Source organism: Streptomyces sp. NPDC037203 (assembly GCF_055605065.1).
The window spans coordinates 125,290-137,298 of the sequence record NZ_JBVJUC010000013.1; the positions used below are offsets into that span (position 1 = coordinate 125,290).

10 protein-coding genes are annotated in these 12,009 nt (G+C 71.6%); 6 read left to right on the forward strand and 4 right to left on the reverse strand.

The features are described 5' to 3' along the window. Nucleotides 1-176: 176 nt before the first annotated feature. The 4 genes from ACZ7EC_RS28885 to ACZ7EC_RS28900 are packed head-to-tail and all read left to right on the forward strand — an operon-like array spanning nucleotide 177 to nucleotide 4,734. Nucleotides 177-1,247 carry a thiamine ABC transporter substrate-binding protein gene (locus ACZ7EC_RS28885; RefSeq protein ID WP_471067121.1) on the forward strand — a complete coding sequence of 357 codons (1,071 nt, stop codon included), beginning with the start codon at nucleotides 177-179 and terminating at the stop codon, nucleotides 1,245-1,247. A gap of 47 nt (nucleotides 1,248-1,294) precedes the next feature. Next, a complete protein-coding gene (locus ACZ7EC_RS28890; RefSeq protein WP_471067123.1) occupies nucleotides 1,295-2,896 on the forward strand; it encodes an ABC transporter permease in 1,602 nt (533 codons plus the stop codon). Next, nucleotides 2,896-3,912 carry an ABC transporter ATP-binding protein gene (locus tag ACZ7EC_RS28895; protein WP_471067125.1) on the forward strand — a complete coding sequence of 339 codons (1,017 nt, stop codon included), beginning with the start codon at nucleotides 2,896-2,898 and terminating at the stop codon, nucleotides 3,910-3,912. Before ACZ7EC_RS28890 ends, ACZ7EC_RS28895 begins: the two co-directional genes overlap by 1 nt. 24 nt (nucleotides 3,913-3,936) lie before the next feature. Beyond that, nucleotides 3,937-4,734 (forward strand): maleylpyruvate isomerase family mycothiol-dependent enzyme, encoded by a 798-nt coding sequence (locus ACZ7EC_RS28900; RefSeq protein WP_471067127.1) that lies wholly within the window; start codon nucleotides 3,937-3,939, stop codon nucleotides 4,732-4,734. A gap of 128 nt (nucleotides 4,735-4,862) precedes the next feature. Here the strand turns inward: ACZ7EC_RS28900 and ACZ7EC_RS28905 are convergent, their stop codons facing one another. The 4 genes from ACZ7EC_RS28905 to ACZ7EC_RS28920 all read right to left on the reverse strand — a co-directional run bounded on the left by ACZ7EC_RS28905 (nucleotide 4,863) and on the right by ACZ7EC_RS28920 (nucleotide 8,984). Continuing rightward, nucleotides 4,863-6,185, reverse strand: a complete 1,323-nt coding sequence (locus tag ACZ7EC_RS28905) for a hypothetical protein (protein ID WP_471067129.1) — start codon at nucleotides 6,183-6,185, stop codon at nucleotides 4,863-4,865. Further along, complete coding sequence (locus tag ACZ7EC_RS28910; protein WP_471067130.1) at nucleotides 6,167-6,907, reverse strand: ABC transporter ATP-binding protein; 741 nt, start codon at nucleotides 6,905-6,907, stop codon at nucleotides 6,167-6,169. The genes ACZ7EC_RS28905 and ACZ7EC_RS28910 overlap by 19 nt, the downstream gene beginning before the upstream one ends. 191 nt (nucleotides 6,908-7,098) lie before the next feature. Then, complete coding sequence (locus ACZ7EC_RS28915; protein WP_471067132.1) at nucleotides 7,099-8,481, reverse strand: aspartate aminotransferase family protein; 1,383 nt, start codon at nucleotides 8,479-8,481, stop codon at nucleotides 7,099-7,101. After that, entirely contained in the window at nucleotides 8,466-8,984 is a 519-nt protein-coding gene (locus ACZ7EC_RS28920) for an Lrp/AsnC family transcriptional regulator (protein WP_145485556.1), read from the reverse strand. The genes ACZ7EC_RS28915 and ACZ7EC_RS28920 overlap by 16 nt, the downstream gene beginning before the upstream one ends. A 205-nt stretch (nucleotides 8,985-9,189) precedes the next feature. On the opposite strand from ACZ7EC_RS28920, the gene ACZ7EC_RS28925 reads away from it, so the two are divergent. Together ACZ7EC_RS28925 and ACZ7EC_RS28930 are read left to right on the forward strand one after the other, a co-directional pair. Further along, nucleotides 9,190-10,626, forward strand: coding sequence for a gamma-aminobutyraldehyde dehydrogenase (locus ACZ7EC_RS28925; RefSeq protein ID WP_471067134.1), 1,437 nt, complete (start codon nucleotides 9,190-9,192; stop codon nucleotides 10,624-10,626). A 171-nt stretch (nucleotides 10,627-10,797) separates the two neighbouring features. Next, nucleotides 10,798-11,988: a polyamine ABC transporter substrate-binding protein gene (locus ACZ7EC_RS28930; protein ID WP_471067135.1), complete on the forward strand. Its 1,191-nt coding sequence runs from the start codon at nucleotides 10,798-10,800 to the stop codon at nucleotides 11,986-11,988. The last annotated feature ends 21 nt before the right edge of the window (nucleotides 11,989-12,009 follow it).

Below are 12,009 nucleotides of genomic sequence, written 5' to 3' on the forward strand. Positions count from 1 at the left end.
TATTCCGACAGGGGAGCGCCACAGCGCTGAGAGTGCGGCACCAGGCCGCAGACCCTCTGAACCTCGCCCAGGTCATTCTGGGTAGGAAGTTCGGTCACTACTCAAGCTGTTGCGCCCTGTCCGGGTCTTCCGGGCAGGGCCGCGTTCTTCCTGGCCAACCCCAGGAGGACAACCAAGTGCACAAGAAGACCTGCTTGGCCGCGGCGGTCGGGCTCGGCCTGCTCGCGCTGTCCGCGTGCGGCTCGACCCAGGGCCGGAGCAACGCGGACGACAAGACCGTCACCCTCGTCAGCCACGACTCGTGGGCCGTTTCCAAGGGTGTCCTCGCGGACTTCGAGAAGCGGTCCGGGTACCGGGTCCGCGTCCTCAAGGACGGCGACGCCGGACAGGCCGTCAACAAGGCCATCCTGACCAAGGACGACCCCCAGGGCGACGTCCTCTTCGGCGTCGACAACACCCTGCTCTCCCGAGCCCTCGACAACGGCCTGTTCCAGCCGTACACCGCCAAGGGCCTGGACAAGGTCGGCGCCCGGTACCAGCTCGACGGCAAGCACCGCGTCACCCCCGTCGACTACGGCGACATCTGCGTCAACTACGACAAGGCGTACTTCACCGAGCACCACCTGACGCCGCCCCAGTCCTACGCCGACCTCGTCAAGCCCGAGTACAGGAACCTCCTCGTCACCGAGAACCCGGCCACCGCCTCGCCCGGCCTCGGCTTCCTGCTCGGCAGCGCGGCGCGGTTCGGCGACGACGGCTGGCAGGACTACTGGAAGAAGCTCAAGGCCAACGGCGTCAAGGTCGTCGACGGCTGGGAGCAGGCCTACGACCAGGAGTTCTCCGGCTCCTCGGGCGGCAGGAAGGCCGGCGGCGACCGGCCGCTCGTCGTGTCGTACGCCTCCTCTCCGCCCGCCGAGGTGATCTACGCCAAGAAGCGCCCCGCCACCGCCCCGACCGGCGTGGCGACCGGCACCTGCTTCCGGCAGATCGAGTTCGCCGGGCTGCTCAGCAACGCGAGGAACCCCAAGGGTGCCAAGGCGTTCCTCGACTTCCTGGTCTCCAGGGAGTTCCAGCAGGACATGCCGCTGAACATGTACGTCTACCCGGTTGTCGCGGGGGCCGCCGTGCCCGCCGACTTCACCAGGTACGGTCCCCCGGCCCGGCACCCCGAGACCATGGCCCCCGAGAAGATCGCTGCCGACCGTGATCAGTGGGTCAAGGCGTGGACGTCGCTCGTACTGAAGTGACCGCCCGCGGGCGGAGGTGGCGCGGGAGCGCGGCGCGGCTGGGACTGATGGCCCTGCCCGTCGCGTTCTTCGCCGTGTTCTTCGCCTGGCCCGTCGTCGCGATCGTGGCGCGCGGCCTGAAGACCGGCGGCGCCTGGCACCTCGGGCTGATCGCGGACGTGGTCGGCCGGCCGGACATCCGGCACGTGCTGTGGTTCACCACCTGGCAGGCCCTCGCCTCCACCGCGCTCACCCTGCTGCTCGCGCTGCCCGCCGCGTTCGTCTTCGCCCGCCTCGACTTCCCCGGCAAACAAGTGCTGCGGGCCGTCGTCACCGTCCCGTTCGTGCTGCCCACCGTCGTCGCCGGCAGCGCCTTCCTCGCCCTCGTCGGCCACGGCGGGCTGCTCGACCAGCTCTGGGGCGTACGGCTGGACACCACCGTGTGGGCGATCCTGCTCGCGCACGTCTTCTTCAACTACGCCGTCGTCGTACGGACCGTGGGCGGGCTGTGGGCGCAGCTCGACCCGCGCCAGGAGGAAGCCGCGCGGATGCTCGGCGCCTCCCCGTTCGCCGCGTGGCGCAAGGTGACCCTGCCCGCCCTCGCGCCCGCCGTGGCCGCCGCCGCGCTGATGGTCTTCCTGTTCACCTTCACCTCCTTCGGCGTGGTCCAGATCCTCGGCGGCCCCACCTTCTCCACCCTCGAAGTGGAGATCTACCGGCAGACCTCCGAGATCTTCGACCTGGGCACGGCCGCCGTCCTGACCCTCGTCCAGTTCGCCGCCGTCGGCGCCGTCCTCGGTGTCCACGCCTGGACGGTACGACGCCGGGAGACCGCCCTGCGCCTGGTCGACCCCGACATCACCGCCCGCCGGCCGCGCGGCGCCGGACAGCGGGCGCTGCTCGCGGGCGTCCTCGCCACCGTCGCGCTGCTCCTGGTGCTGCCGCTCGCCGTCCTCGTCCGCCGCTCCCTGGACGCCCCCGGCTTCGGCTACTACCGGGCACTGACCCGCACCGACGGAGGCACGTTCCTGGTGGCGCCGGTGCACGCGGTGTGGACTTCGCTCCAGTACGCCGTCGCCGCCACCGCCATCGCCGTGCTGATCGGCTCTCTCGCCGCCGCCGCGCTGGCCCGCCGTGACGCGGGCCGGCTGGTACGGGGTTTCGACGCGCTGCTGATGCTGCCGCTCGGCGTGTCCGCCGTGACCGTCGGCTTCGGCTTCCTGATCGCCCTCGACAAACCGCCGCTGGACCTGCGCCAGTCCTGGATTCTGGTGCCGCTCGCGCAGGCCCTGGTCGGCGCCCCCTTCGTGGTGCGCACCATGCTGCCGGTGCTGCGCGCGGTGGACGCCCGGCTGCGGGAGGCGGCGGCGGTGCTCGGGGCTTCGCCCTGGCGGGTATGGCGGGAGATCGATCTGCCGCTGGTGCGGCGGGCGTTGCTGGTCGCGGCCGGGTTCGCGTTCGCCGTCTCGCTCGGCGAGTTCGGCGCGACCGTCTTCATCGCGCGGCCCGACAACCCGACCCTGCCGGTCGCCGTGGCCCGGCTGCTCAGCCGTCCCGGCGACCTCAACTACGGCCAGGCGATGGCCCTTTCGACGATTCTGATGGTGGTGTGCGCCGCCGCCCTGCTCCTCCTGGAGCGGCTGCGCACGGACCGGACCGGGGAGTTCTGATGCTGCGCATCGAGGGCGCGACCGTGTGCTTCGGCGGGCGGCCCGTGCTGGACGCGGTCGATCTGGAGGTCGCCGAGCACGAGGTGGTCTGCGTCCTCGGGCCCAGCGGCAGCGGCAAGTCCACCCTGCTGCGCGCGGTCGCCGGGCTCCAGCCCCTCGACGCCGGACGGATCGCGCTCGCCGGACGGGACCAGGGCGGGGTGCCCGCGCACCGGCGCGGGGTCGGCCTGATGTTCCAGGACCACCAGCTCTTTCCGCAGCGCGACGTGGGCGCCAACGTGGCGTTCGGGCTGCGGGTGCGCGGCGTGCCGAAAGACGAACGGGACGCACGGGTGGGCGAGTTGCTGGAACTGGTCGGACTGCCGGGCGCGTGCCGCCGGGCGGTGGCCGGGCTGTCCGGCGGCGAGCAGCAGCGCGTCGCCCTCGCCCGCGCGCTCGCTCCCCGGCCCCGGCTGCTGATGCTGGACGAGCCCCTCGGCCAGCTCGACCGCTCCCTGCGCGAACGCCTCGTGGTCGAACTCCGCGAACTCTTCGGGAACTTGGGTACGACCGTGCTCGCCGTCACCCACGACCAGGGCGAGGCGTTCGCGCTGGCCGACCGGGTGGTGGTGATGCGGGACGGCCGAGTCGCCCAGTCCGGCACGCCACTCGACGTCTGGCGGCGCCCCGCCGACGCGTTCGTGGCCCGCTTCCTCGGCTTCGAGAACGTGGTCCCGGCGACGGTCGCGGGCGCGGTCGCCGACAGCCCCTGGGGCAAGCTGCCGGTGCCCGAGGACGCCCCGCAGGGTCCCCGGACGCTGCTGGTCCGGCCCGCCGGCGTACGGCTCGTCCCTGCCGACACCGGGCTGACCTGCACGGTCGCCGCCCGCACCTTCAAGGGCACCCATGTCGCCGTCCACCTCCAGCCGGGGACCGGCCCCCGCCTGGAGGCGGCGTGCGCGCTGCGGGACGCACCGGAGCCGGGGGACACGGTGGGCGCGGAGTTCGACGCGGCCGAAATCGTCGTGCTCGACTGATCACCGGCCGCCTAGGGTGGGCCCATGACCTACCTCGCACATGACCGCTACTGTGACGAAATCGCCTTCCAAGTAGGGAAGTTGAGGGAACTGATCACCTCCGGCGCGGATCTGTCGGCCACCGTGCCGACCTGCCCGGAGTGGTCGCTGGAACAGCTCGTACGGCATATGGGTGGCGCCCTGCGCTGGTCCGGCACGATGGTGCGGGAGCGGGCGCAGGAGAGGATCCCGACGGACCGGGTCCCGCTCGGCGGCGGCCCCGAGAAGCAGGGCGATGCGGCGGCGCTGGACGCGTGGCTGGCGGACACCGGAGAGCTGATCGTCGGCGCGCTGCGCGAGGCGGGCCCCGAGGCCGGGGTGTGGAGCTGGACCGGCGCCGCCACCAGCGGCTTCTGGGCGCGCCGGATGACCCACGAGATCACCGTCCACCGCGCCGACGCGGCGCTTACCACCGGGGCGCCGTACGAGGTCGCGGCGGACATCGCCGCCGACGCGCTGGACGAGTGGCTGGAGCTGGTGGAGTGGGTGCAGCGCAGCGGCGCGCGGGAGTGGGCCGCCGCGTTGCGCGTGCCCGGCCGCAGCATCCATCTGCACGCCACCGACGCCGAGCCGGAGCTGAACGCCGAGTGGCTGGTCGAGATGGGCGAGGACGGCGTGAGCTGGCGGCGCGGTCACGAGAAGGCGACGGTCGCGTTGCGGGGGCCGCTCACGTCCGTGCTGCTCGCCTTCTACCGCCGGCTGCCGCTTGAGACTCCGGGTCTCGACATCGTGGGTGAGCGTGAGGTGCTGGAGTTCTGGCTGGAGAACACGAACTTCGGCTGAGCGCCGTGAGGATACGTCCCGAGTGATGGCTACGGCCGCTCGCCGGCTGATCGCGCAGTTCCCCGCGCCCCTTGGAGTGGCCTGCGTCCGGGGCGCGGGGAGGCCCGGTGGAGCGGCCGGCCGGGTGCTCAGCGGGTCAGCGGAAACGCGGCCAGCGCGGCGATCGCCAGGGTGAGCGGCGTGAAGAAGGCCAGCAGGACGAGCGCGCGCAGGGCGGCGGCGCCGCGCAGCACCCCCGTGGGGGCGCCGAGGCGCAGCAGGGCGGTGGTGGTCTCGGCGCGGTGCTGGCGCGTCTCGACGGCCACGGTCAGCAGTGTGGCGAAGGCGCAGCCGGCGACGACCAGCGCGCCGAGGGCGCTCAGCGGGCCGAGGGCGCGGGCGGGGGCGCGGTACAGGGTGGTCATGGCGTACCCGGCGGCGGTGACGGCGCACAGGATGCCGAGGGGGCGGCCGATCCTGGTGGCCTCCGCCATCAGGCCGCGGCCCGCGAGGAGGCGGAGCGCGCCGGGGCGGGCGCACTGGAGGAGGCGGCCGCACAGATGGGTGAGGCCGGGGGCGGCGAAGACCAGGCCGAGCGCGGTGAGGAGCCAGCCGAGGAGGAAGAGGCCGGTGCTGGCGGGGAAGGTGGTGAAGGTGGGGGCGGGGGGCGTGCGGCCCGCGTACGCCTGGGCGGTGAGTCCGGCGGCGAGGAGGGCGACCGCCCAGGGGAGACCGGCGGGGGTGTCGCCGGGCCCCTTGTCGTCGTCGGCCGGCTTCGCGACCGGCGGGGGCGTGAACCGGGGGTCGATCACGCCGCCCGGCGCCTGCGCGGTGCCGTCCCCGGCGGGTGTGCCCCCGGCGCCCGCCGGTGCGGCCTCGGTGGCCTGGCCGGCCGCGTCCGGAGCACCGGCCTGTCGTACGAACGGCAGATACCTCCGCTGCGGCCGGGCCGGCTGCCGCGGGTCCCGCGGGCGGAGCGCCACCGCCACCGCGATCGTCGTCACCCCCGGCACCACCGCCAGCAGGGTCAGGGTCGCCGCGCGGGGCAGGTGCTTGCCGGCGGCCAGGAAGGACGCCGCCGCGCCGTCGAACGGCAGTCCCGTCAGATCGCCGCGCAGATGCAGGAAGAGGGAGAGCGCGAAAAGCGAGCCCAGGGTGGTGGACAGGGCCGTGACCAGGGCGGACACGGCCATCAGACGGGCCGGTCCGAGGCCGAGCGCGGACAGTCCGGGGCGCGGGCGGGTGCCGGGGTCGGTGCGGGCCACGGCGAGCGCGAGGTACACCGTCGCGGCGACCGGCACCGCGCACCAGCCCAGCCGCAGTGCGCCCGAGCTCGCGGCCTCGGGGTGTTTCAGGGCGTAGCCGAGGCAGGACAGCAGCAGGAACCCGGTGCCCGCCGAGGCCGCCGCCACCAGCAGGCGGCGCAGCTGGACGGCGGGCCGGGCCGCGCGGGTCAGACGGAGATCGAGCACGCGGCCCGGCCTTCCGCGTCGGGGACCTCCGGCAGGTGTACGGTCCGCACCGGCCTGCCGTCCAGCAGGTTCACCGTGCGGTCGGCGAAGGCCGCGGTCTCCGGGTCGTGGGTGGCCAGCAGCACGGTGATGCCGTGCGAGCGGGCGGCGCTGGTGAGGGTGCGCAGCACATGGCCGCGGTCGGCGCGGTGCAGCGGGGCGCTCGGTTCGTCGGCGAACAGCACGGTCGGTGCCGGGGCCAGCGCGCGGGCGATGGAGATCCGCTGGCGTTCGGACTGGCGCAGCCGGTGCGGGCGCTTGCGGGCCAGCTCCCCGACGTCGAGGCGCTCCAGCCACTCCAGCGCGGTGGTCTTGGCCCGGCGGCGGCTGGTGCCGCGCAGCATCAGCGGGAGCGCGGTGTTCTCCCAGGCGTTCAGCTCGGGGACCAGGGCCGGCTCGGGGCCGATCCAGCAGAACCGGTCGCGGCGCAGCCGCTCGCGCTGCGCCGGGCCGAGGGTGTGCACGGGCGTGCTGTTGAACCAGACCTCGCCCTCGCGCACCGGCTCCAGCCCGGACAGGCAGCGCAGCAGGGTCGTCTTGCCGCTGCCGCGGGGGCCGCTGAGGGCGAGGATCTCGCCCTCCCGGACGCCGAGCGAGACCCCGGACAGTCCGGGGGAGCCGTCGGGGTGCGTGAAGTGCAGGGACCGTGCCCACAGCACGTCGTTGTCCGGCGGAGCCTCCATGGGCGTACACCTCGGTTCCTGATCCGTTTTCCCGTGCCCGTTCCTCCATATGGGGGAACGAAGGCAGGGCCGATCGGTCACTGGCACGCTAGGCAGCCGCCGGACGGTGGCCGGACAGCACACGGCCCCGGACCGCCGTTCTCACTCGAACGGGCGGCTCCGGGGCCGGTCGCGGTCACACCGTCAGCTGATTACAGCTTGGTCCACGCCTCCGTGAGGGTGGCGCGCAGGATCTGCTCGATCTCGTCGAACGTCTCCTGGTTGGAGATCAGCGGCGGGGCGAGCTGGATGACCGGGTCGCCGCGGTCGTCGGCACGGCAGTACAGGCCGTTGTCGAACAGCGCCTTGGAGAGGAAGCCGTACAGGACGCGCTCGGTCTCCTCGTCGCTGAAGGACTCCTTGGTGGCCTTGTCCTTCACCAGCTCGATGCCGTAGAAGAAGCCGTTGCCGCGGACGTCGCCGACGATCGGCAGGTCGTGCAGCTTCTGGAGCGTCTGGAGGAAGTTGCCCTCGTTGTCCAGCACGTGCTGGTTGAGGTTCTCGCGCTCGAACAGGTCGAGGTTGGCGAGGCCCACGGCCGCGGAGACCGGGTGGCCGCCGAAGGTGTAGCCGTGCAGGAAGGTGTTGTCACCCTGGTAGAACGGCTCGGCCAGGCGGTCGGAGACGATGCAGGCGCCGATCGGGGAGTAGCCCGAGGTCATGCCCTTGGCGCAGGTGATCATGTCCGGGACGTAGCCGAACTTGTCGCAGGCGAACATCGTGCCCAGGCGGCCGAAGGCGCAGATGACCTCGTCGGAGACGAGCAGCACATCGTACTTGTCGCAGATCTCGCGCACGCGCTGGAAGTAGCCGGGCGGCGGCGGGAAGCAGCCGCCGGCGTTCTGCACCGGCTCCAGGAAGACCGCGGCGACGGTCTCCGGGCCCTCGAACAGGATCTGCTGCTCGATCTGGTCGGCGGCCCAGCGGCCGAAGGCCACCGGGTCGTCGCCGAAGATCGGCGCGCGGTAGATGTTGGTGTTGGGCACCTTGTGCGCGCCCGGCACCAGCGGCTCGAAGGGGGCCTTCAGGGCCGGCAGGCCGGTGATGGACAGGGCGCCCTGCGGGGTGCCGTGGTAAGCGACCGCGCGGGAGATGACCTTGTACTTGGTGGGCTTGCCGGTCAGCTTGAAGTACTGCTTGGCCAGCTTCCAGGCGGTCTCGACCGCCTCGCCGCCGCCGGTGGTGAAGAAGACCTTGTTCAGGTCGCCGGGGGCGTGGTGGGCGAGGCGCTCGGCGAGCTCGACGGCCTTGGGGTGGGCGTACGACCACACCGGGAAGAAGGCCAGCTCCTGGGCCTGCTTGAAGGCGGTCTCGGCGAGCTCCGTGCGGCCGTGCCCGGCCTGGACCACGAACAGGCCCGCGAGACCGTCGAGGTAGCGCTTGCCCTTGTCGTCGTAGACGTAGGTGCCCTCGCCCCGGACGATCGTCGGGACGGGAGAGTTCTCGTACGAGGACATGCGGGTGAAGTGCATCCACAGGTGGTCGTACGCGGTGCGGCTGAGGTCCTTCTGGGTCACGGTTATCGGGTTCCCCACATGTAGGTCTGCTTCTTCAGCTTCATGTAGACGAAGCTTTCGGTGGAGCGCACGCCGGGCAGTGCCCGGATGCGTTTGTTGATGACGTCCAGCAGGTGGTCGTCGTCCTCGCAGACGATCTCGGCGAGGATGTCGAACGAGCCCGCGGTCATCACCACGTACTCGACTTCCGACATGTCAGTCAGCACGTCAGCGATCGACTCGACATCGCCCTCGACGTGGATGCCCACCATCGCCTGCCGGCGGAAGCCCACGGTGAGCGGGTCCGTGACGGCGACGATCTGCATCACGCCCTGGTCCAGCAGCTTCTGGACGCGCTGGCGCACGGCCGCCTCCGACAGGCCGACGGCCTTGCCGATCGCGGCGTACGGCCGGCGACCGTCCTCCTGGAGCTGCTGAATGATGGCGAGGGAGACGGCATCCAACTGCGGGGTGCCGTTCCTGGACTCGCGGGACGAGTCCCTCTGGTCTGCGCTTCGACTGGCCACGCGCTCACTGTGCACGAGGTCTCGTCAGTTTTGCAAGCCCCAATCGATGAAATTCGTTGTCTGCGCGACCAAAGCTTGCGGATTTCGCAGAAGTGGCGCCGCCGGGGGTGTTGAAAACGTGGGGGTGCCGACTAGGGTGGGGTGTCTCAGTGATCGGACAGCCGCACCGGCCGTCCGGACTGGACCGCTCGAACCCTCGAACCAGATCAGGAGGCCGGCAGTGAGCACCGAGCTGCGTCGTCTGCGCAACTACATCGACGGTGAGTTCCGGGACGCCGCCGACGGACGGACCACCGAGGTGGTCAACCCCGCGACCGGCGAGGCGTACGCGACCGCGCCGCTGTCCGGACCGGCGGACGTGGACGCCGCCATGGAGGCCGCCGCCCGCGCCTTCCCGGCCTGGCGCGACGCCACGCCGGCCGAGCGCCAGCGGGCCCTGCTGAAGATCGCCGACGCGTTCGAGGAGCGGGCCGAGGAACTGATCGCGGCCGAGGTGGAGAACACGGGCAAGCCCATCGGGCTCACCCGCTCCGAGGAGATCCCGCCGATGGTCGACCAGATCCGCTTCTTCGCCGGTGCGGCGCGGATGCTGGAGGGCCGCTCGGCCGGCGAGTACATGGAGGGGCTGACCTCCATCGTCCGCCGCGAGCCGATCGGCGTCTGCGCCCAGGTCGCGCCGTGGAACTACCCGATGATGATGGCCGTATGGAAGTTCGCCCCGGCGCTCGCCGCGGGCAACACGGTCGTCCTCAAGCCCTCCGACACCACCCCCGCCTCCTCGGTGCTGATCGCGGAGATCATCGGCTCGGTGCTGCCCAAGGGCGTCTTCAACGTCATCTGCGGCGACCGCGACACCGGCCGCCTGATGGTCGAGCACGAGACGCCGGCCATGGCCTCCATCACCGGCTCCGTGCGCGCCGGCATGTCGGTCGCCGAGTCCGCGTCCAAGGACCTCAAGCGGGTCCACCTGGAGCTGGGCGGCAAGGCGCCGGTCGTCGTCTTCGAGGACACCGACATCGCCAAGGCCGTCGAGGACATCTCGGTGGCGGGCTTCTTCAACGCCGGCCAGGACTGTACGGCTGCCTGCCGCGTCCTCGTCCACGAGTCGATCCACGACGAGTTCGTCGCCGCGCTGGCCAAGGCCGCCGAGGAGACGAAGACCGGGCAGCCGGACGACGAGGACGTGCTCTACGGCCCGCTGAACAACCCCAACCAGCTCAAGCAGGTCGAGGGCTTCATCGAGCGGCTGCCCGCGCACGCGCGCGTGGAGGCCGGCGGCAAGCGGGTCGGCGACAAGGGCTACTTCTTCGCGCCGACCGTGGTCTCCGGCGTCAAGCAGGACGACGAGATCATCCAGAAGGAGGTCTTCGGCCCGGTCATCACCGTCCAGTCCTTCACGGACGAGGACCAGGCCGTCGAGCACGCCAACGGCGTGGAGTACGCCCTGGCCTCCTCGGTGTGGACCAAGGACCACGCCCGCGCGATGCGCATGTCGAAGAAGCTGGACTTCGGCTGCGTGTGGATCAACACCCACATCCCGCTGGTCGCGGAGATGCCGCACGGCGGCTTCAAGAAGTCCGGCTACGGCAAGGACCTCTCGGCGTACGGCTTCGAGGACTACACCCGGATCAAGCACGTGATGACGTCGCTGGGCTAGCAGTCCCGGTGTGTCCCCGGCGGCCCCCGCACAGGTTCACCCTCCTGTGCGGGGGCCGCCGTTCGCCGCTTTCCGGTGAACCGCGCTGATCGACAAGGTGTCGGACAGGGCGCTCCCCGCTCGACGCACCGTCGATTGTGCGTCCGGACGAGTCGGCGGCATCCTTCCGGGGTGCCCCAGACTTCTTCGCGTACGTCCCTCTCCCGCCGTTCCCTGCTGCGCGCGCTCGGCGGCACCGCCGCGCTCGGCGCACTGGCCGGCTGCGGAGTGCCCGCCGCCTACGTCCGGCCGGGCGAGCGCTCGGTGAGTGACGAGTCCGCCGCCGATCACCGGCTGACCTGGGCGAACTGGCCGCTGTACATCGACACCGACGACAAGAACCCGAACCGCAGGCCCACCCTCGACGCGTTCGAGAAGCGCACCGGGATACGGGTGGAGTACGTCGAGGAGATCAACGACAACGACGAGTTCTTCGGCAAGATCAGCCCCGCCCTGATGAACCACCAGTCCACCGGCCGCGACCTGATCGTCATCAGCGACTGGATGTGCGCCCGGTTCGTGCGGCTGGGCTGGGTGCAGGAGATGGACCGCGCGCACCAGCCGAACGTGGCGAGGTACCTCGACCCGCTGCTGCGCACGCCCGCTTTCGACAAAGGCCGCCGGTTCACCGTGCCGTGGCAGTCCGGCATCACCGGCATCGCCTACAACCGCAAGAAGCTCGGCCGTGAGATCCGCGCGGTCAAGGACCTGTGGGCGCCCGACCTCAAGGGCCGGGTCACCCTGCTGTCCGGCCTGGACGAGTCCTTCGCGCTGCTGATGCAGGGCAACGGCGTGGACATCACCCGCTGGACGGCGCACGACTTCCACACCATGTGCGACGAGGTGGAACGGCAGGTCCGGCGCGGCCAGATACGCCGCTTCACCGGCAACGACTACACCAAGGACCTGGTCAGCGGCGATGTGCTCGCCTGCCAGGCGTACTCGGGCGATGTCATCCAGCTCCAGGCGGACAACCCCGACATCCGCTTCGTCGTCCCCGAGGAGGGCGCCGAGCTGTGGTCGGACTCCCTGATGATCCCCGACCGCGCCGCGCACAAGGCCAACGCCGAGCGTCTGATCGACTACTACTACCAGCCCGAGGTCGCCGCGAAGCTCGCCACCTGGGTCAACTACGTCTGCCCGGTCCCGGCCGCCAGGGAGGTCCTCGCGGACGCCTCCGACAAGGACACCGCGGCCCTCGCCGGCAACCCCCTGATCTTCCCCGACTCCACGATGCGCTCCCGCCTCGCCATCGCCCGCGACATCACCTCCGCGGAACGCGTGGAGTTCGCCCGGCGCTGGAACCGGATCGTGGGTCTGTGAAGGACGCTGATGCCGGACGCG